This window comes from Paenibacillus guangzhouensis, from assembly GCF_009363075.1.
GTDB lineage: Bacteria > Bacillota > Bacilli > Paenibacillales > Paenibacillaceae > Paenibacillus_K > Paenibacillus_K guangzhouensis.
This window is the reverse complement of the sequence record NZ_CP045293.1, coordinates 2,821,908-2,843,548: the sequence shown is the minus strand read 5'-3', so window position 1 is coordinate 2,843,548 and position 21,641 is coordinate 2,821,908. Positions and strand designations below refer to the sequence as shown.

The following is a 21,641-nucleotide window of genomic DNA, read 5'->3' as shown; positions in this document are numbered from 1 at the left end:
CTGGGTTGAATGGAACTAGTATGGGTATACTAGGCAGGAAATATATGTTGAAATGGAGGAGGCATAGGGATGGATAAGCAATCCGCACATCTCATTCCGGCGGACCTGGATGATGCGACGTTAACGCAGCTGCAATCCCTCGAGTCGAAGATTCGAGATAAAGCAGGATCGGAAGTTGTTCTGCTTGCTTATCGTTCGCAAGAACGGGATGAAGCGAGTGCTGAGGTTCATTAATCTTTTCAAAAGGCAAGAAGTCGTCCGTAGTTTTCAGGATGACGCTTGCTTTTTTTGCGTAAATTGATGTCAACTTCATTTGCGCTTTTCGTCTAGGTGAGTTAAAATGATCCTTTCTAGCCCTATCATATTGATACAGACAAAGGACGCGCAGGTGACAAGCATGATCGAGATTAAGCAATCCAAACTAAGCAATGGCGAATTCAATCGTGGTGTATTCGCTACTTGTGATATACCCAAGGGTGTTATTTTTCATGAAGCCCCCGTTATTCCATATCCGGAAGAAGAGCATGTGCACATTGAACAGACCATCCTCGCTGATTATGTATTCGAATTTGGTGTGAATCACTCCGCCGTGTTGTTAGGATACGGAAGCCTATTTAATCATTCTTATGAGCCTAACGCCTCGTACGATCTCAACTTTGATCAACTGACGGTTGATTTCTACGCGTATACGGATATTAAGGCAGGAGAAGAAATTCTGATTAATTATAATGGTGATGAAGATTGTAAAGATCCGTTGTGGTTCTTGGAGGACGCTGCGAAGTCTGAATAGGATCATACGGGAAAAGCGAGGCAGAGGATTATACTCTGCCTCTTTTTTTGTTGTTCGCTGAATAATACAGCGTAATACGGATAAATCGTGGATCAAAACTCAATAATTTTAGAAAATAATGGTTGATAAATGAATAAAACGGAATATAATGGAATATAGATAGCTGGTAAAAAAGCATAAACAGGAGTGATATTGCATGGTTAATGAAGGTGCTGGGATGTTCGCTGAGGAACGGCGCGAGAAAATTCTTGCGTTATTGCATCAACAGAAGCGGGTTCTTGCGAAAGAATTGGCTGAGACGTTTCAAGTATCGATTGACTCGATTCGGCGAGATCTGTCAATGATGGAAGAGCAAGGGCTGCTGCAGAAGACCCATGGCGGTGCCATACCCGCAATGAAGGTTCGTCAATCGCCCCCACCGCCTGAACAACGATATGGTGTAGGTTCGCCTGAAGCCCATGCGGTCGCCAAGTTAGCTGTGTCGTATATTCGCGACAAAGATACGATATTTATCGGGAGCGGGTCTACTGCCTATGCGCTGCTGAAGCATCTGCCTGATCACATGCCTCTTACGATTGTGACGAATTGCATGCGTGTCGCTGATGAGCTGCGTGGTCGGGAGTGGATCGATACGTATTTTGTTGGGGGACTGGTCAAAGCTTCAGGCAATATTACGGATGTGCTCGCCATTGAATTTATTCGGCAGTTCAAATTCGATATGAGCTTCATAACCGGTGGAGGGATATCCGATGAAGGGATTTTCGTAGCTACACCGGAAGTTGCTGCGTTTGCGCGAGCGGTATCCTCAATATCTCGAAGATGCATTGGGATCGCGACGCATCATGCGGTAGGTCAAGATGGATTTGCGAAGGCGGGTCAGATTGAGGATCTGGACGTCCTCATCACAGATGATCAAGCGGATCAAGAAGTGATTGAACGAATTCGGCTGCTAGGGGTGAAGGTCATTACTGCTCAAGGCATAGAGAGTGAGGGATTAGAATTTACCGTAGAATTCCAGGATCTTAACGGTGTCGTTTACTATGAGAATGTATGGGCTGCAAGTGCGGCTGATGCGCAAACGCAGATTCAATTCAGACGTTCGGATGTTCGTGTTCGTGCGGTGACGCAGATCATGAAGGAAGGCCAATAGTACACCAAAGAGGTCTCATGGTTCTCACTTGTGATGGGGTCCTTTGCGTATTGATAAATCAACTCACAAACTAAGGCTTCAACTGAACTGCTCTTATGAGCAGTTTTTTTATTGCATAAAGACCGTGAAAATACTCCCGCAATTGGTGGATAAGAAATAGGTATTAGCAGTATGATTAAAATAATGATAATGAATATCATTCTCAATAAAATAGGGCTAAGCAGAAAAGGAGGATTATCGAATGGTGCAGAAGAAGGGTTTTGCCCGCTTGCTTGACATTGCCGACGAAAAGCGGGGTCTGCTTATTGTCTCATGTGTGTTATCAGGCATTAGTGCATTATCCATGCTGATCCCATATGTATCGGTCTACTATATTCTACAAGAACTGCTCTTGCATGCCGCAGATTTGTCATCTGCGGATTGGGTGGTGATGATACAGTGGGGGGTTATTGCGCTAATCGGGATGCTCGTAAGCCTTATCACGATGTATGCCGGAGGCATGGCTTCGCATATTGCGGCATTTCGCATCTTATATGGACTTCGTGTGAAGCTATCCTCGCATATTGGCAAGCTTCCACTCGGTTGGTTGAACAATTCGTCCACTGGGGCGGTCAAGAAGACGCTAGAACAGAATGTAGAGAAGATTGAAGGATTTATTGCGCATCAATTGCCCGATTTGGTAAGTGTCATTGTCACGACGGTCACGATGATTGGCGTTATGTTCTATCTTGATTTGTGGCTGGCTATCGCGTGTATGGTCCCGATTGCGCTGGGAATTTTCGTGCAATTTAAGATGATGACGGCCCTCGGGGGACAAGAAAATGTAAAGAAATATTACGATTCCCTCGAGCAATTGAATGCATCAGCGGTGCAGTATGTACGGGGAATGCCTGCGATTAAAGTATTCGGTCAGACCGTTCGTTCCTTCCGTAAGTTCTATAACGATATGTTGAATTATCAAGAATACTGCGTCAAATTCACTGACCAGATGCAGAATGGTTATTTGGGCTTCAAAATACTACTCAGTTCCTTTGCTGCATTCATCTTACCGGTGGGCGTATTGATATTTAGTCAGGATCCAGGCGATATCGCATTTGCTTCGGTTTTATTATTTTTCTTAATTATGGCGCCCGGGGTGTCTGCTCCGATGTTCAAGATCATGTTCTTAACCTCCCTGCTTCGCGATATTCATGAGGGGGTTGATCGAATGGATCGGATCCTGATGAAACAAGCCGTCGTTGAACCTATACAGCCGAAGAAACCCGAGTCCTATGATGTTTTATTTGACAATGTTTCATTCGCTTATGGTCCAGAGTCCTCGTGTGAGAAGGTCATTTCGGGGGTAACGTTATTGGCATCCCAAGGTGAAGTCACAGCTTTAGTTGGACCATCAGGAGCTGGGAAATCGACGCTTGCGAATCTGGTACCGCGTTTCTGGGATGTAACGGAAGGCGCTATTCGCATTGGTGGTGTGGATATTAGGGACATGTCGACGGAAGAATTGATGAACACGGTCGGCTTTGTCTTCCAAGAAACCTTCTTATTCTTCGATACGGTCTACAACAACATAGCTGTTGGTTGCCCTCACGCAACGCATGAGGATGTGATCGCTGCAGCCAAGGCCGCACAATGCCACGAGTTTATTCAACAGCTACCGAATGGATACGATACACGAATTGGAGAAGGCGGGGTATATCTATCCGGTGGAGAGGAGCAGCGTGTTGCGGTTGCAAGGGCCATCCTCAAAAATGCTCCGATCCTCGTCTTAGACGAAGCAACGGCATTTGCGGATCCAGAGAACGAATATGAAATCCAGCGCGCATTAAAAGAATTAACGAAAGGGAAGACGGTGATTATCATTGCACATCGGTTGTCTACGATTCAGGATGCAGAGCAGATTGTCGTATTGGATCAAGGTCGTATTGTGGCAAAGGGAATACACGATGAACTGATCGCAGAGGCCGGCCTGTATGCAAGGATGTGGCGTGCTTATACGGATTCAACGCATTGGCAGCTCGAAAATGAGAGAGGAGGATCAATAACCGATGAACATGTTGCATCATTTTACGGCAGGTAATTCACGGGTATTACTGAAGCCCGTCGTGTATACGACGATCGCGAATGTGGTTGGTATTATGCCGTTTGTACTACTGGTAGAAGCCGTGAGGCTAATTTTCGAGCCATTCATGGATCCTGGGATGATGCTAAATACGTCAAGACTTTGGTGGATCTGTGGTCTGATGTTTATTTCCTTAGTCCTGATCTACGCCTGTGAAGTGCCGGCTTATCGAACACAATTCCGAAATGCATATAGCGCTGCCGTGGAGAGTAGGACACGACTTGCTGAGCATTTGCGCAAATTGCATCTAGGTTATCTGGACCGGCGCGATCCAGGTGATCTAACCAATATGATGATGGGCGACATTGCGATGATTGAGCAGGGCATATCTCATCTCCTGCCGCAAATGATCGGGGCGCTCATCATGCCTCTCATTGCCATAGTCAGTCTCTTATTTATCGATTGGCGTATGGCCCTGGCATTGTTCGCGGCCCTCCCTGTTGCCATCTCACTGATACTCTTGACCTCCGGGCTGCAGCGGAAGCTTGGCAGCAAACATATGCGGGCCAAAATCGATATGGCCAACCGATTACAAGAGTATTTGAACGGAATTCGTCTGATCAAATCCTATAACATGACTGGTGAACGATTCGAAAGATTAGATGGCTCGTTTCGCGAGTTCATGCGTCAGAGCATACGTACGGAAGGAATGCTCGGGCCGATCGTGTTAAGTGCGATCGCGTTCATACGCGCAGGCCTTACGATAATGGTCATCATCGGCGTCTATCTGTTATCCGATGGACATCTGGACTTAATTACATTTGTCTTTTTCCTTGTTATTGGTTCTCGAATCTTCGATCCACTGTCATCCGCACTGATCCGATACGCAGAATTTGCTTATCAGAAGCAGGCAGGGGAGCGAATTGTTCACCTGCTCGAAGAACCCGTTATGCAAGGGGAACGCCAGGAACCTGCTGGGCATGATATCGAATTTCAACAGGTGGCGTTCGGGTATTCGGATCTACAGGTTCTCCGCGATGTGAACATTCGAATGCCGGCGGGTTCATTAACGGCTTTGGTAGGTCCTTCGGGCAGCGGCAAGAGCACCGTCCTGCGTCTTATCGCACGATTCTATGATCCGAATCATGGCAAGGTGACCTTCGGCGGCGAGGATATTCGCGAGGTGGATCCAGAAGCATTGCTGCGCAAGGTGACGATGGTGTTTCAAGACGTCTATCTTTTCCAGGATACGATTGCGAATAATATACGATTCGGACGAAATGACGCTACGCGGGAAGAAGTCGAAGAGGCAGCGAGGCTGGCTTGCTGTCATGAATTCATCATGAAGCTCCCGTTAGGCTACGATACCCCCGTAGGTGAAGGGGGCAGTACGCTGTCCGGCGGGGAGAAACAACGAATTTCCATTGCGCGAGCCATACTGAAAAATGCGCCGATCGTACTCCTTGATGAAGCGACGGCTTCACTTGATCCTGAGAATGAAGCAGAAATCCAGCAAGCGATTAATCAGTTAATTCAAGGTAGAACAGTGATCGTGATCGCACATCGATTGAAAACCATCGTGAACGCTGACAATATCGTCGTATTAGACAAAGGTCAGGTCGTAGAGCAGGGGCGTCATGCTGCATTGGTGCAATCCGGCGGGCTATATGCCAGACTGTGGGGACGGCAGACGAAGTCGAACGGTTGGAAAATTACAGGATAGAGCGGTGTCCCTCATTTCATGGATGGAGTGAGGGACTCTGTATATACCCAGAAAATGATGTGTATTTATGGATCAATTTACAGTAACATGGAAGTGGGCTATTCCAATATAAGGATCATGCAAAGGAATGTTATGATGAGCGAGAATCCAATCCATGTACAAATTCAGAAATTATGTGCCATGCTGCGTATTGGTGAGCTGACAGATGCTCCCGAAGCGGTATCGGGCGGGTTCTTACACCGTATGTATTCGATAACGACCTCACAAGGTAAATATGCAATAAAGGCCCTAAATCCTCAAATTATGCAAAGACCTGAAGCGATGCAAAATTTCATCCGCTCAGAACGGATCGCTGTACGAGCAGCTAGCCATGTGCCAGCCTTACCGGCCATACAAATTGATGGTGTATCAATCCATGAAATCGACGATCAATTCTATCTCGTTTTTCCTTGGGTGGAGGGCAAGTGTCTTCGACCTAGTGAAGTAGAGACAGTTCATTGTGGGCAAATAGGTGCGATCCTCGCAGATATTCATGCTGCGGATTTCACTGCGTTAGGCGTATTACAAGCAAATTCTCATATAGCCATCATCGATTGGGATGCGTACGCTCGAATGGGGCAAGAAAACCAAGCAGCGTGGGTGGATCAACTCCTTCCTATCCGAGATTCATTGTATGCGTGGAATGCGCTAGCCCATCATGCAGAACAATTCCTTGCAGGAGATCAAGTCATTAGCCATAGGGATTTGGATCCTAAGAATGTGATGTGGCATCTTGATAAGCCTATGCTGATTGATTGGGAATCAGCAGGTTCCATCAATCCGATGCAAGATTTGGTTGAGACGGCATTATATTGGTCTGAAGATGAACAGGGTAGTATAGATAAGAATCGATTTATCGTGTTTATCCAGAGCTATAAACAGAAAACAGAGGTTGTTCAGACCGCTTGGCGCAAGGTGCTTGATTATGGTTATACGGGCAAATTAGGCTGGTTGGAATATAATTTGAAGCGGTCGTTGAACATTGCGTGTTCCGATGAAGAAGAGCAGAAGATGGGGACGGCGCAGGTCATCGAGACGATTCAGGCCCTTTGTCGATACGCTGATGGGATTCCTGAGATTGAACGTTGGTTGCGAGAACACTAAGATTTATGCTGGTCCAGAATATCGCTGGAGCCAGCTTTTTTCGATTCTGTAACCCCTCAGAATGGGGCACGAATTGTCGGATCGGCGAAGATGAGTACTGCTATGCTAGAGATGTAGGAGGGAGTTGACGATGAATGTGCTGGAGAATATGAATAACGCATTACGTTATGTGGAGGAGCACTTAACGCAAGAGATCGACTTCAGAGAAGTTGCAAGAATCGCGATGTGCTCGGAATACCATTTTAAGCGTATGTTCTCATTTCTTGCCGGGGTACCGCTATCAGAATATATCCGCCGGAGACGATTGACGCTTGCCACATTTGAGTTGAACGATCAGCACAACCGAGTTATCGATATTGCGCTGAAATATGGATATGAGTCGCCTGATTCGTTTACACGAGCTTTTCAAGCATTGCATGGGATTACGCCATCGGAGTCTAGAACTCGAGGTCAATCACTCAAATTGTACCCTCCTATGACCTTTCAGTTAACCATTCAAGGAGGTAATGAAATGAATTATCGGATTGAGGAGAAAGAGGCGTTTCGTATCATTGGGATCCAGAAAAGAGTACCGATTATATTCCATGGCGTGAATCCGGAAATTGCGGCGATGTGGAGCAGTTTGGACAACGATAAGATTCAGGAACTTAAAAGCCTGTCCAATATCGCGCCACACGGGTTGCTCAGCGCATCCACGAATTTCTCTGAAGAGCGGATGGAGGAGAAGGGAGAGCTCGATCATTATATTGGCGTGGCTACAACGCATCCCTGTCCATCACATCTGTCCAACCTTGATGTTGCATCCTCCACGTGGGCTGTTTTTGAAGCAGTCGGACCTTTTCCAGAGACGCTTCAGAACGTATGGGGTCGCATCTATTCGGAATGGCTCCCGTCTTCGAGCTATGAACTGGCCCGTGGGCCAGAGATCTTATGGAACGAACAGAAAGATGTTACGTCGCCAAAGTTTCGCAGCGAAATATGGATACCTGTCGTGAAACAATCATAGCATTGTACAAGAGAGAGGCCTGAATCTAGGCGTCTCTTTTGTCATGGGCACGCTTTTCAGAAGAATACGCTCTTTCTACTTTGCAAATCTTGACCTCATAGTGCTCATACCATTCCTGCTTGCCGCGCTCCTGGGCTACGAGATGGGATTCTACTTGTTTCCAATGGCGAATGGCCTCAAGACTGTCCCAATACGAGATGGTAATCCCCGTGCCTGAGGCATCCCTTACACTATCTACACCTAGAAAACCAGGCTGCTTCGAGGCTAGTTCCGACATTTGATCTGCCATGGCATGGTAGCCATTATCTCCTTCTGTACGTTGACTTGTAAAAATTACGGCATAATGTGATTTCTTGGCTGGATCTTCATTGTTGATCAATTGACTCGCTCCTCTTCGTAAGAATGTGTAATAGAATAATTCGATTATAGCGATATAATATAGATAAATAAAATGAATGTTTAACATAAGTTACATGAATAACGTTCATGCAGAAGGTGGAAGTACACATGAATCTGATCAAATACGAGATCTTCAGCAAAGTGGTTGAATGTAAGAGTCTAACCAAGGCTGGAGAGCGATTAAATCTCACCCAATCCGCCGTAAGTCATGCGATTTCGAGCTTGGAACGAGATGTCGGACTCAGCCTCTTGATTCGGAATCGATCAGGCGTACAGTTAACCAACAATGGGGAACGCCTAATTGTACATATCCGCGAGATATTGCAGATGAATGAGAAGTTGAACCAAGAGATCGCAGCGATTAAAGGGATTGAGCGAGGCACCGTGAGGATCGGCACCTTCTCCAGTGTATCGATTCAGTGGCTGCCAGGAATTCTGAAGCAATTTCAAGAACAATTTCCATTGATCGATATTAAGTTAGTCGATGGTAGCTACGTTGAGATCGAGGAATCTGTTCTGGCAGGCATTTCGGATTTAGGGTTCGTGAATTTACCGACAACGAATCCGATTTTAGAAGTCATCCCTCTGCATCAGGATCGGATGATGTGTGTTTTGCCTAAAGACCATCCCTTGCATCATCAATCCACAATACGAATAAATCAAATCAGGGATGAGCCTTTCATTATGCCGATCGCGGGATGTGACAATGATATTAAGCGGATTTTCAACCAGCATAACATCGTACCCTCAATCAAGTTCGAATTAGAGGATGACCAAGCGATCTTAGCGATGGTGCAGAGCGGATTAGGGATCAGCATGCTGCCGGAATTAATTCTTTCTAGTCTCCCCGATGAGGTGTGCATTCGCCCATTGGAGGGAGCACATTATCGTTCAATCGGCATTGCGGTCAAATCGTTGAGAGATTGTTCACCCGCTGCTCAGAAAATGATTGAATGCATATGCCATTGGGTCGTAAAATAAGCAGACTAGGATTGTAAGACGGTTATAGAGGAGGGAGTAAGTCATGGAGAGTATAAATCTGTCATCATCACAAGCGGCTGCATTAGCGTTCGTGTCTGATTATGCGATGCAGCGGAGAGAGAAGGCCCGTCACACCATTCACGAAATTTTGCATATGTCTAATATCGATCATGACTGTTACGAAAATGCTGTAGCGATGATGAAATCGCATGCGAGGATTGCACTGCACTTTCACCCCGATCGGTTGGACCCTACAGATCAGACTGTTGCAGAGGCGCTATTGGAGCAAGGTGTATATAAGAGCCAATTTGAGACGATGCTGTCGAGTGGCAGCGTGTCTGCCTACCCTGGTGGACAACGTGATTTGTGGGAGGACAGACTATTTGGCGGCGCTTATCAGCGGGAGGGTGTAACGAATAGCGAACGTCCCAAATATGGCGCACTTGATGTGATGCGGCATGCAGATGGCCCCGCACCACGGTTTGGTTCATGTTATTTCCTTTTATCGCCGAAGGTGTCATATCGTAGCACTTATACGTATATGGATTCGCATCAAAATCCTGTTCAAAAAGGAACCTATGCCGCATTCGATGATATCATGGCGGCACTATTAGAGGAGATCTTCTTAAGAGATTCCGCCTTAGGTGAACAAGGTATACGCCCAAAGCCATTCATCGAGAATCTGCAATCGAATAGGATGGAAGGTTTCGTAGATCCTTCGGGCCGCGGGCCAAGTCGCAATCTTAATCATTATATTGAAGCTCAAGTGCATGGCGATATCCGACTGCAGGACGATGTGGAAATTCTCGTAGCGGATCCTTCCTTCCAGGGAACGCCGATCGAAGTCACACTGAAGCAGATCAGTTCTCGATATTCCATTGTTCTCTATTGGCATCAGGGCTTTGCGCTGTCATTGGATGAGGTGCCTGCTGATTTTAGAGGTCCAGCGATGCCTGCATTGGCGCGGCGAATCGGACGAGACGGATATATTGATACATGTATGATCGGGGCTGCTGCTAAGGAACTGAAGCGTCATCCGGATGTCTGGCGTGATCGCGGGACTTATGCGGAAGTTCTTCAGGAATTAAAGCTCATATGGCATGTATTGGTCAAGTATGGGCGGCCGCTTCACAGGGTCAAGGCATGAGATGTTCAATATTTATAGCATCACAAAATAAAAGGTTAGCCAATATATTCTGGCTGACCTTTTATTTTGTCATTTTATCACGAGTTGTTATGAATTTCGTTGATAGAGTGCAGAAATCGTTGCTAAGTGCAGTATTTTTAGATATCAAAAACCCATAAAATGTGATTAATTAAGAGTCTGATAAGTGCAATGACAAATGTTACTGTTACGGGATAATTCGTAAAATAAATCAAGAAATCTAAATTATTATCATTAACCTCCCATTGGCGGAAGAGTAAGATATAAGCATTAATCATGACATGGATTTATCGATCTTCACGACATAAAAAGAATGCGCTTACAACGAGTGTTGCTTGATTAAGAAAAGGGGGTGTCGTGGTTTGCAATTGACTCATACGGGATCGGTTCAAAAATAAGTGATGAGGTGAGATCTTGTCGACGACTATCGGAAAAATATCTAAAAAGTCATTTATTTCTAAGTTAAATTACGATTGGAAATGTAACCGCTTTCTCCTGCTGATGTCGTTTCCAGGGTTAATCATGATTGCCTTGTTTGCTTATTATCCCATGGTAGGTATCGTAACTGCTTTTCAAAATTACAGTTTGTTTTTAGGGATTAGTGGCTCCGAATGGATTGGCTTTGACAACTTTATCCGATTTTTTAAAGATCCCAACTTTTTTAGAATTATAAAAAACACGTTTGTTCTTGGTTCTGTGAACTTGCTGTGGGCTTTTCCAGCACCTATTATTCTGGCTTTGTTGATTAACGAAGTGATACATCCCAAAATGAAGAGATTTATTCAAACCGCTACGTATTTACCTTATTTCATATCGGTTGTTGTCATTGTGGGCATTATGAAATCCATTTTTAGTGGTAATGGTATTGTAAATGAATTATTAGCCAATTTCGGAGTTGACCCGATCCAATTTTTTAACGAATCCGGTTACTTTAGAAGCTTGTATGTTGGCTCAGGCATTTGGCAGGAAATTGGTTATTCCAGCATACTCTACTTGGCGGCCATTACAGGGATTGACGCAGAAATGTATGAAGCGGCTAAGATGGATGGCTGTTCGAAGTTTAAACAGATTATTCACATCACCCTGCCCAGTCTCCGGCCGACCATCATTACTCTGTTCATTTTAGCTATTGGCGGTATTATCAGCGTTGGATTCGATAAAATTCTGTTAATGTATAGCCCTGCGACATATGATGTTGCCGATGTTATCTCTACTTATGTTTACCGCAAAGGTATTATCGACCAAGATTATGGCTTTTCAAGTGCGATTGGGTTGTTTAACAGCTTGGTTTCCATTGTTTTTGTATTCGGAGCAAACTATTTTTCCAGAAAACTTCTAAAGGAAAGTTTATGGTGATGTCATGACAAAAAATCCTTACAAAATCAAAGAACCAATAGGAGATCGGGTCTTTCTTTCCGTTGTATACGTTATTTTGGCTATTGTTGTCATGGCTTTGCTCTATCCCTTTGTTTACGTTGTGTCTGTGTCGATTAGCGAACCAGCAGAAGTTATTGCGGGGAAAGTTACTTTTTTTCCAAAAGGGTTTGACCTAGGTGCATTCAAGACCATGATCAACCATCCTATTTTTTTCACGGCATATAAAAACACGATTTTGTACACGGTCCTGGGAACATTTTTCACCTTGTTTTTCACCGCTATAACCGCATATCCACTGTCCAAAGATAAGTTTCAAATGCGTTCATTTATCTCCAAGGTGTACCTTGTAACCATGTTTTTTGGTGGCGGTATGATTCCAACCTATCTGGCTTATAAGTCCCTTCATATTTTAGACACCATATGGGTTATGGTTCTTCCAGGGGCGTTATCCGCATGGAACATTATTCTCATGAGATCCTTCTTTAGGAATATACCTGAAAGTCTAAGTGAATCCGCTTACATTGATGGGGCCACGGATCCTCAAATCTTAGTAAAAATCATTTTGCCACTTTCCAAGCCAATCCTGGCAACCATCGGCTTATTTACAGCTGTTGGCATTTGGAATGGATATTTCAATGCGTTGCTTTACTTAAATGATACCGAAAAGTACCCTTTGCAGATGATTTTAAGAAGTATATTGGTAGCTGCAACCTTCAATCCAAGTGAAAAAGACGCTTATGCTCAATTAAATCACTCGGCAACGGAATCTTTGAAAATGGCATCCATTGTCATCACGACCCTTCCTATTATGTGTATTTATCCTTTTATTCAAAAGTACTTTGTCAAGGGTCTTATGGTCGGCTCAATAAAAGGATAATTTATAAAATTTATTAAAAGGAGAGATTTATCGTGAAAAGATTTTTGGTCTTATTTGTAGCTACCATGATGTTGTTTGCTGCAGGGTGCAGCAGCAGCAAGCCAAGCGAATCTACCAAAAACACAGAGCCGTCACAGACGTCAGACCCTAATGCCGCCGAACAAAAAATTAGCGAAAAACCCATTGAAGTTTCTTGGTTTTTTATGGCTAATACCCCATACACTGGCGACGAAGAAATATTTAAGACCATTCAAAAGTACACCAATATTAAAATCAAACCGATTAGCGTAGCCCGTGCAGACTATACACAAAAATTGAACACCATGTTAGCCTCTGGATCACTACCAGATTTGATTACGTTATCAAGAGATAATGCGGACCGTTATGGTCCACAAGGAGCATTCTTAGATTTAACGCCTTATATGGAAGCAGGGAAGCTTGATAATTACAAAGCGATGATGGAAAAATATCCACCTGCCATGGATCTGACTCGTTCGCCTAACGGCAAATTTTATGGCGCCCCAAGAATCTATGATGTGCCATATCGCGCCGACGAAGTTATGTTAGGTAGGACTGATATCTTTGCAAAAAACAATCTATCCACGAAGTTCGAAACGTTCGACGATTTATACAATACCTTAGTTCAATTGAAGAAGCTTTACCCAGATTCTTACCCCTATTTTGTAAGATGGGGTACGAATCACTTAATCGCTAACCAAGCTTACTTTAGAGGAACGTACACCTCTTTTTATCTTGATTCAGAGGGGCAAAAATATTTATTCGGTCCAGAAAGCCAAGCTTACAAGGATACGTTGGTTTACTTGAAAAAATTGTATTCCGAAGGCTTGTTAAATCCAAACTTTGCTACGATTACAGATGATGAATGGGATGAAATGTTAGCTACAGGCAAAGGTTTAGTGACCTTTGACTACCCACAAGCTGGCGACGAGATTGTTAGTCGAATGGGAAGCAAAATTCCACAGGGCTTTGAATTTACGGCAATGCTTCAACCTGCTTACAACAATAAAAGAGTGGGTACCTCTGTTTTGAGCGGCTATTACCAAAGTTATAAAGTGATTTCAAACCAAACGAAATACAAAGATGAATTGGTTAATTTTCTAAATTGGTTGTACAGCCCGCAAGGTACCGATGCCATGCAATTTGGTATCGAAGGCGAATCTTATCAAAAGAATTCGGATGGTACTGTGAAATTTTTGAAGGATTTTCAAACGCCTGCTACGCCAAATGGCACCATTAAGAATTCGGGGCTAAACGACCAAAGCCTTTTCGGTGTTGTCAATCAAGCGGCTATTAATACGTTTGAGTTAAATGGTGCTGCTATGAAAAAATCGGTAGCATTTTTGGAAGAAAACCACGCCTTTGGCAAGGCAGTCTTTGATGCGAAATTTAGCGATACGAATGAGAAAAAAGAATATACCGACCTCAAAACGGCGATTGATACCTATGTAGAGGAAGCTTCGGTAAACGTGATTATCGGTAAGCAAAGCATTGATACCTGGGATTCACAAGTGATACCACAGGTTAAAAAACTTGGCTCTGACCGAGCTCTGGAGCTAATCAATAAAGCCTATGATGAGACTTTTAAGAAATAATGAATATAACTTGAGTTAAACGAAGGAGCGTGATGTTCTCACGCTTCTTATTTTAATTGGAGGAAACGATATGAAACGTTTGTCATACAGCAAGGCTGCGATGCACTGGACGGAGGCATTACCGCTTGGCAATGGAAGAATAGGCGCCATGCATTTTGGCGGCGTAGGGGAGGACCCAAGGAAGGCCGGACTCTTGAACCGACCAACGGTTATCTGTCCTTGAAGATAAGTAAAGATCAAAAAGTTTCTCTTCAGTTTTAAATTTTTAGCTAGCGACTAGGATGGAGAGTTGAATGAATCAGCTCTTCATCTTTTTTAGGTATATATCGCCTTCTCGTATACTTTGCGGTATGCTACGATCTACTAGATTAGGATGGAAAGGATGAATGGCGATGTATAAATTGTTAGTTGTCGATGACGACCGTACGGAACGCGAAGGGGTCAAATTTTTGACGAAGCAGTTTAATTGGGAGCTTGAAGTAGCCGAAGCGGATTGTGGGGAAGCTGCGCTTAATTACATTCGCGACCATAACGATATCGATATTTTGCTGACGGATATCCGAATGAGGGAGCTCGACGGGCTGCAGCTTGCGCAGCAAGTCAAGGCGATATCGCCGCATACGAAAATCATTTTTATGAGCGCCTACGGCGAGTTTGAATATGCCCAGAAAGCCATTGATTTAAAAGCGATTCATTACATCTTAAAGCCCGTAGAAATCGGCGAATTTATGCGCGTGGTATCGAATGTGATTACGATGTGTGATGAAGATCGGCAAGAGAAAATGAAAAATGAGAGAATTCAGGAGGTTTACTGGAAGGGCATCCGCTATGAAAAACAAAAGTTTCTCTACGATCTCATTCACGGCCGAGGCGTTGCCGCAGAAGAAGATCGGGGGAGTGCGGGCACGGTCATCCACTTCAGCGGGTACCGTTATTTAAGAATGGTGATGGTACATACCGAGAGTCGTTTTTTTGACATGATTGATCTGGATGCCGAGGCGGCGCTGACCGGCATGACAGGCAGAACGGCCGATTTTGTGAATCTGAATGAAGTGCAGAGCGTGTTATTGTACGAAGGCAGGCCAGAAGAAACTGAAGCCGAAATTATCCAGACGGGAACGCTGCTGGTTGAATTATTCAAGAACAAGTACAGTGTAGACGTCATGATCGCCATCAGCGGGCTGATCGAGAATCTTGGGCAAATCAGCAGCGAATACAATGTGATGGATACGATGCTGTCCAACAAGTTTTTCATGGACCAGGGGGCGGTGCTGTACACGGGAGAGCTGCTTGCGGGAGACCGGGATGTCTCGTTATATACGCGTAATGTACTGATGGACATGGCGGCATGGCTAAGGGAAATCGATGTGGATGCTGCTAGAATCATTCAAGTGATCGAGATGCTTCAAGCGGGGAGGACAGTCTCGGAAAATTACGTAAAATTTATATGCACCGAATTATTGAAGTCGATCTTAAGTCGTCCGGAACAGCAAAGTGTAAGCGGATACATGATGATTCTAGAACGAATCTATCATGCATCATCGCTGGTGGAGCTATCAAAGGTCATGCGGTCAATCGCCGAAGATATGGCATGCAGTGCAGAAAAACCCCAGGAAATGTTCCGCAGAGTGATCGATGATGTGCTGCAATTGATCGAACGGGAGTACAGCAGTGAAATCACGGTGGAGAGCATCGCAAGGCAAGTGTATCTCAGTCCAGGATATATAAGCCGATTGTTCAAGAAACATGTAGGCAAAAGCATTATTAAACATATCACGTCCATTCGGCTGGAAAAGGCGGGAGAACTGCTCCTTACGACCAACAAGAAAATTACGGATATCGGTAAGGAAGTCGGTTACCCCAATTTCGCTTATTTTTCCGCGTTGTTCAAGAACAGTTATGGGAAAACACCATCCCAGTATAGGGAAGAACATGGCCTATGATGAAGAGAATCGATTGGATTGTCTCTCGCCTCCGATTGAAGCAGAAGCTGATTGTTTCGTATTTGATCGTTACGATTATTCCGATGATGGTGCTTGGCGTGTACTCGTACAGTCAATCGAGCCAGCTGCTTCGCCATCAAGCAGAGCAGAGCATTGAGCGAAATATGGGCACGGCGGTGAACAGCATCGCGTACAAAATGGATTTATACAACAATTTGATTCAGTTGATTGTCGCCAATCGCACGATCCAGAACATTATGTCGACACAGAACGGAGAGTCGGGCGATTTATCTGCGCTCGCCAATCAATTGAAAGAATATTTAGATCCTTATTTCAGCATGATGCTTACGTCCTATCACGGCATCGACAAGCTGACGATTTATACGGAAAGTTCGATTCCGGAGTATGGGGATTATTTGCGATCGGCCCAAGGGGTATCGAACCAAAAATGGTATACCGATGCGGTGAGCAAATTCGGGATCCGCTGGTATTATGATGAATCGCAGCAAGCGGTTTATGCCGTATGTAAATTTCCGGAAACCTTCAACCCCGGCCACCACGTCCTCTACGTTCACATGAGCATAGATAGTTTATTTATGGATTCCGTGAAGCTGCTAAGCGATTACGGCGTGATCATCTCGGATGCGGACGGTGCATCGCTATTTACAAATTCACGCGCGGTCAGTGAAATGCCTTCCGCTGCTCAGCTCCGCTCGAAGGATGGCACGGTCATGATGAACGAGACACGTATGATGGCGATCACGCAGCAAATTCCGAATACGAACTGGCGTTTTCATTGTTATATTCCCATGCACCAAGTATCTGGGAATCCGGCTCCCATCCTGTATGCCACGTTCATTGTGATCGGCATTTGCAGCGTTATTGTGCTCATCATCATCTCGCTGTTCGCCAACGGCATGCTGCGGCGCATCTATCAGTTGAATCATTGGATGAAGCGCGTAGAAAACGGAGGTCTCGAACTGAACATTCACAACTCGTCCAAGGACGAAATCGGCGAGTTGATCGATCGTTTCGGCAATATGCTTTATCGCGTTAAAGAGTTAATTCAAGAGGTGCGCCGGAAGGAGCTGCAACGGCTGCAAGCGCAGATGAATCCGCATTTCTTGTATAACACGCTCTCGTCCGTCAATTGGAAAGCGCTGCAGTCTAGATCTTATGAAATTAGCCATATCGTGACGTCGTTGTCGAAGTATTATCGTACGGCGCTGAATAAAGGAGATAACTTTATCGCGGTTCAGAGTGAATTGGATAATGTGAAATCGTATTTGGACATTATGCACATCACCCATGATGCTCGATTCGATGTCATCTACGATATGGACGAGGAAGTCCAGCGGTTCTACACGATCAATATGATCTTGCAGCCGCTCGTGGAAAATGCGATCAAACATGGCGTAGACCGGTTAACGGAAGAGCGAGGTCGTATCACCATCTCGGCCTGTTTTGGCGAAGGCACCCTACAGTTTGCCGTCAGGGATAATGGACCGGGAATGGACGAAGAGCAGATTCGCAAAATTACGACGTTTCGCACGGCAGGATATGGTCTGAAAAATGTGCAGGAAAGAATCGAGTTATTCTTCGGCACAGGTTACGGTCTAACGGTTCATAGCGATGCGAAGGAAGGGACAACGATGACGATTACCATCCCTCAAATTGAGAATGGGTTAGCCCTCGTCTAATTGGTCAGAAAAACGATAAGGAAAGCAAATAACTGATAATGATCGTTTGCGAAACCCGATGTTATACTTTCGATAAGAAATGAATGCGCATTCATAGAAATCAGGAAGGAGACAAAGGGATGAGCAAAACGACCGTTTTGGCCGGGCAGCCTGAATGGAATAAGCGATCAAAAACCGAGCAGAAGAAATCCAAACGCTTTGCGTACAAGAAATACCGGTTATTGCTGATCATGTTGATTCCTGCCGTATTGTACGTCACCATCTTCAATTACGTACCCATTTACGGACTGCTGATCGCATTTGAGGATTTTCACATTACGAAAGGCTTCTTCGGCAGTCCTTGGGTCGGGCTCGCCCATTTTGAAAAAGCGTTCAGTGACCCGGGTTTTTATCTCGTGCTTAAGAATACCGTTCTGATCAGCGTGTATCGCATGATCTGGGGATTTCCGATTCCGATCCTCTTCGCGCTGCTGCTCAGCGAAGTGAAGAACGTGAGGTTCAAGAAGGCTGTTCAGACTGCTTCATACTTGCCTCATTTTATTTCATGGATTATTCTGGGCGGTATTTTCATGAGCATCCTGTCGCTTGAAGGACCTGTCAACGCGATCCTTAGCCTTTTCGGCGTCGATCCCATCTTGTTCATGGCAGACACCAAGTACTTCCGCTCGATTCTCGTCGTGACGTCGATCCTGGCTAGCTTTGGCTGGAGCTCGATCATCTATTTCGCAGCCATTACAGGCATCGATCCGCATTTACACGAGGCTGCTGTCGTCGACGGCGCCGGTCGGATCAAGCGCATGATGTACATTACGATTCCGCTGCTCATGCCGGTGATTAGCATTATGCTCGTCTTGTCCATGTCGGGCATTCTGGACGCCGGGTTCGACCAAATCTTCAACATGTACAATTCGCAGGTCTATGATGTGGCCGATATTATCGATACGTATGTGTACAGAAAAGGTTTGGTGGATATGGACTACGGTTATGCGACGGCGGTCGGCTTGTTCAAATCCGTGATTGGCCTCATTCTGATGTTGACAGCGAACGGACTCGCGAAGCGAATGGGAGGCGGTGATTATACCTTATGGTGAGATATGGCAGTAAAGTCGCAGACATCTTGCTGTATGCCTTTATGACGGGTGTCTTGATCATCACGTTATATCCGTTCTGGACGCAAGTGGTGATCTCGCTGGATGGCGGGGATGCCGCTCACAGTTCATTTAAGCTCTTTCCAAGCACAATCTCCTTTGACAGCTATAAGCTTGCGTTTGATTTTGACGCCTTATGGGTCGGCTACAAGAATACGATCATTCGAACTTGCCTCGGTGTTGTGATCAGCATATTGGCAACGGCCATCACGGCGTATCCCTTGTCGAAAAAAGATTTGCCGCTCAATAAATGGATTACACGATTTATGCTCATCCAATTTATTATCGGCGGCGGGTTAATTCCGAACTATCTGCTCATCAAGTATCTCGGCATGTACAATACCATATGGGCGTTAGTCATTCCCGGCATGCTCAGCACGTTTAATGTGATGATTATGCGCAACTTTTTCCGCTCGCTTCCGGAAAGTTTGGAAGAATCGGCGATGGTGGACGGCGCCGGATTTTTAAGAATATTTGTCAGAATCATTCTTCCGCTGTCGATGCCGATCATTGCGACGGAAGCGTTGTGGGTAGGTGTCGGGCATTGGAATGCCTGGTTCGACGCCTTGATTTATACGAACGATACGAATAAAGAGATGCTGCAACTCGTACTTCGAAGAATTATTATCCAGAACAACCCTACGCAATTCAGCGACATATTAACGAAATTGCAAGAGAAAAATCCTTATTCGGGCATGCAGCTGCAGGCGACTGTCATCATGTTATCGATCCTTCCGATGCTCGTTGTCTATCCATTTATGCAGAAATATTTCGTGAAGGGCATCATGGTGGGTGCGGTGAAAGGTTGATCGTACCTGTAGACCTTGGAATAGAAATTAACATGTGAAAAGGGAGAGGGTTTGGAATGAACAAAAAGAAGTACGGGTTATCTGTGCTCATTTGCTTGATGATGTTCGTTACGATGCTTAGCGGATGCGGTTCGGATTCGGGACCATCGAAAGGTCAAGAAACTGCACAGTCCGATGAAACACAAAAGACTGGCGATGAGGGATCGAAACAAGGCGAAAAGATGAAGCTGAATTTTTGGACCTATTATCCCGAACAGACCAAAATCGACGGTTATTTCATGAACTTTCTCAAGAAGAAATTCGATTTTGACGCCGAGTTCTATGTGGCATCTTCCGATACACAGAAAGAAAAGCTGAACCTGGCGATCGCTTCTGGCGACACCCCTGATTGGTGGAAAAGTCTGAGCTTTCAGGAATACGATAAGCTGATCAAACAAGACGTCGTTGCTGAAATCAAGTTGGAGGATCTTGAAAAGTATGCGCCCAAGTACTTGGCATTCCTGCATAAGATTCTGGGAGACGATCCGTTCAAATACTTGCGGAGGGACGGGAAAATTTACGGATTGCCGGGGATATGGGATTTAGCTCCACACGGCGGCGTTGTAGGTTTCCGTGAAGATTGGCTGAAAAAGGTCGGAATTACCAAAACACCGGAGACGCTGGATGAAATGGAGCAAGCGCTCAATAAATTCCGAAATGACGATCCGGACGGAAATGGCAAGAAGGATACGTACGGAATTACGGGAACAGCTGGCAGTATCGGGGATCTGTTTAGCTTCGTCTTCGGAGCATATGGCGTCTACCCGGGGGCATTTACGGAAGATAACGGTAAGATCGTACGCGGCGAAATTCTGCCTGGAGCCAAAGAAGCTTTAACGGTATTGAACCGTTGGTATCAACAGAGCTTGATCGATCCGGAATTTATCGTGAACAAAGGGAATAACGTCCAAGACAAAATGGTTCAGGAAAAAGCTGGAGCCGTCTCGACGTATTGGTTCGGGCTTGCTCAGGACGGCGTATTCTGCTGCAATGATATCTATTCGGCGCTGCACAAGAAGAATCCGAACGCAAGCTTTGCTATGATTCCAGGACCGAAAGGGCCGAATGGGGATTACGGGATGCAGCAGGGAAATGCGTTGTTCGGAGTCGATATCATGTTCGGTAAACAATTGGAGCAAGACCATGACAAAATGATCAAATACCTTCAGGTGTTCGAATTCACTTCCTTTGAGGTGGAATCCAAAATCGCGCTGACCTATGGCGAAGAAGGAAAGACGTTCAAGAAAACAGCGGATGGCGGATTCGAATACATCAAGCCGTACGATGATCAAAAAGAACAGTGGAAATACGGTTTCGGCGGTGCTTATTCTGTCCCTGGCGGATGGAATGATGATTATAACGAGGAGTTGGCTGCTTTTAATACGAAGGATAAATCCTTGCTTCCCCTTCGCAGCAAGCTGATGGAGCTCGGTACAGGGAAATATGACATTCTCGGGCCGATCGATCGACCGATCTATAATGATTACAAGGAACGATTGGATAAATTGACGATGCAGACGTTCATCGACATGATCATCGGCAAAAAACCGATTAGTGAATTCGACAGCTACGTGGCCGAGTGGAACAACATGGGCGGCGACAAGGTCATGGCTGAAGCGGAGCAAGCTTATGACAAGTTGAAGCAGCAATAGCAGTATAGTAGGGGCGGCCTTCATGCGAAGGCCGCAACGTTTATCCGGACAATTTTCGTAGCGATGG

19 protein-coding genes are annotated in these 21,641 nt (G+C 45.2%); 18 read left to right on the top strand and 1 reads right to left on the bottom strand.

What is annotated here, in order from left to right; genetic code table 11:
* Window positions 1-69 precede the first annotated feature (69 nt).
* From GCU39_RS31495 to GCU39_RS12680, 7 genes are all read left to right on the top strand, one after another.
* A complete protein-coding gene (locus GCU39_RS31495; protein ID WP_193726907.1) occupies window positions 70-234 on the top strand; it encodes a hypothetical protein in 165 nt (54 codons plus the stop codon).
* Between the two features lie 163 nt (window positions 235-397).
* On the top strand, window positions 398-790 hold the full coding sequence (locus GCU39_RS12705; RefSeq protein WP_152397224.1) for an SET domain-containing protein: 393 nt from the start codon (window positions 398-400) through the stop codon (window positions 788-790).
* A 196-nt stretch (window positions 791-986) separates the two neighbouring features.
* Window positions 987-1,940: a DeoR/GlpR family DNA-binding transcription regulator gene (locus tag GCU39_RS12700; protein ID WP_152393852.1), complete on the top strand. Its 954-nt coding sequence runs from the start codon at window positions 987-989 to the stop codon at window positions 1,938-1,940.
* A gap of 241 nt (window positions 1,941-2,181) precedes the next feature.
* Window positions 2,182-4,017 carry an ABC transporter ATP-binding protein gene (locus tag GCU39_RS12695; protein ID WP_152393851.1) on the top strand — a complete coding sequence of 612 codons (1,836 nt, stop codon included), beginning with the start codon at window positions 2,182-2,184 and terminating at the stop codon, window positions 4,015-4,017.
* Entirely contained in the window at window positions 3,986-5,722 is a 1,737-nt protein-coding gene (locus GCU39_RS12690) for an ABC transporter ATP-binding protein (protein ID WP_152393850.1), read from the top strand. The genes GCU39_RS12695 and GCU39_RS12690 overlap by 32 nt, the downstream gene beginning before the upstream one ends.
* Before the next feature lie 117 nt (window positions 5,723-5,839).
* The gene (locus tag GCU39_RS12685) at window positions 5,840-6,865 is read left to right on the top strand and encodes a phosphotransferase (RefSeq protein WP_227793565.1); all 1,026 of its coding nucleotides are present in this window, start codon (window positions 5,840-5,842) and stop codon (window positions 6,863-6,865) included.
* Window positions 6,866-6,995: 130 nt separating this feature from the next.
* Window positions 6,996-7,871 (top strand): AraC family transcriptional regulator, encoded by an 876-nt coding sequence (locus GCU39_RS12680; RefSeq protein ID WP_152393849.1) that lies wholly within the window; start codon window positions 6,996-6,998, stop codon window positions 7,869-7,871.
* Window positions 7,872-7,896: 25 nt separating this feature from the next.
* Here GCU39_RS12680 and GCU39_RS12675 read toward each other — a convergent pair whose 3' ends face one another.
* The gene (locus GCU39_RS12675) at window positions 7,897-8,247 is read right to left on the bottom strand and encodes an antibiotic biosynthesis monooxygenase family protein (RefSeq protein ID WP_407671710.1); all 351 of its coding nucleotides are present in this window, start codon (window positions 8,245-8,247) and stop codon (window positions 7,897-7,899) included.
* 131 nt (window positions 8,248-8,378) lie between these two features.
* Here GCU39_RS12675 and GCU39_RS12670 point away from each other — a divergent pair, with 131 nt between their 5' ends.
* The 11 genes from GCU39_RS12670 to GCU39_RS12620 all read left to right on the top strand — a co-directional run bounded on the left by GCU39_RS12670 (window position 8,379) and on the right by GCU39_RS12620 (window position 21,574).
* A complete protein-coding gene (locus GCU39_RS12670; protein ID WP_152393847.1) occupies window positions 8,379-9,251 on the top strand; it encodes a LysR family transcriptional regulator in 873 nt (290 codons plus the stop codon).
* Between the two features lie 52 nt (window positions 9,252-9,303).
* Window positions 9,304-10,398, top strand: a complete 1,095-nt coding sequence (locus GCU39_RS12665) for a DUF3626 domain-containing protein (RefSeq protein WP_152397222.1) — start codon at window positions 9,304-9,306, stop codon at window positions 10,396-10,398.
* A gap of 432 nt (window positions 10,399-10,830) precedes the next feature.
* Window positions 10,831-11,772: an ABC transporter permease gene (locus GCU39_RS12660; RefSeq protein WP_152393846.1), complete on the top strand. Its 942-nt coding sequence runs from the start codon at window positions 10,831-10,833 to the stop codon at window positions 11,770-11,772.
* 4 nt (window positions 11,773-11,776) lie between these two features.
* Window positions 11,777-12,670, top strand: coding sequence for a carbohydrate ABC transporter permease (locus GCU39_RS12655; RefSeq protein WP_152393845.1), 894 nt, complete (start codon window positions 11,777-11,779; stop codon window positions 12,668-12,670).
* 32 nt (window positions 12,671-12,702) lie between these two features.
* Window positions 12,703-14,283: an extracellular solute-binding protein gene (locus GCU39_RS12650; protein ID WP_152393844.1), complete on the top strand. Its 1,581-nt coding sequence runs from the start codon at window positions 12,703-12,705 to the stop codon at window positions 14,281-14,283.
* 70 nt (window positions 14,284-14,353) lie between these two features.
* Window positions 14,354-14,506, top strand: coding sequence for a glycoside hydrolase N-terminal domain-containing protein (locus GCU39_RS12645; RefSeq protein WP_227793563.1), 153 nt, complete (start codon window positions 14,354-14,356; stop codon window positions 14,504-14,506).
* Window positions 14,507-14,675: 169 nt separating this feature from the next.
* Window positions 14,676-16,226 carry a response regulator transcription factor gene (locus tag GCU39_RS12640; protein ID WP_193726906.1) on the top strand — a complete coding sequence of 517 codons (1,551 nt, stop codon included), beginning with the start codon at window positions 14,676-14,678 and terminating at the stop codon, window positions 16,224-16,226.
* On the top strand, window positions 16,223-17,926 hold the full coding sequence (locus GCU39_RS12635) for a sensor histidine kinase (protein WP_152393842.1): 1,704 nt from the start codon (window positions 16,223-16,225) through the stop codon (window positions 17,924-17,926). Before GCU39_RS12640 ends, GCU39_RS12635 begins: the two co-directional genes overlap by 4 nt.
* Before the next feature lie 119 nt (window positions 17,927-18,045).
* Window positions 18,046-19,017, top strand: coding sequence for an ABC transporter permease (locus GCU39_RS12630; RefSeq protein ID WP_152393841.1), 972 nt, complete (start codon window positions 18,046-18,048; stop codon window positions 19,015-19,017).
* Window positions 19,011-19,883, top strand: coding sequence for a carbohydrate ABC transporter permease (locus tag GCU39_RS12625; RefSeq protein ID WP_152393840.1), 873 nt, complete (start codon window positions 19,011-19,013; stop codon window positions 19,881-19,883). Before GCU39_RS12630 ends, GCU39_RS12625 begins: the two co-directional genes overlap by 7 nt.
* 56 nt (window positions 19,884-19,939) lie before the next feature.
* Window positions 19,940-21,574: an extracellular solute-binding protein gene (locus GCU39_RS12620; RefSeq protein WP_152393839.1), complete on the top strand. Its 1,635-nt coding sequence runs from the start codon at window positions 19,940-19,942 to the stop codon at window positions 21,572-21,574.
* Window positions 21,575-21,641 lie beyond the last annotated feature (67 nt).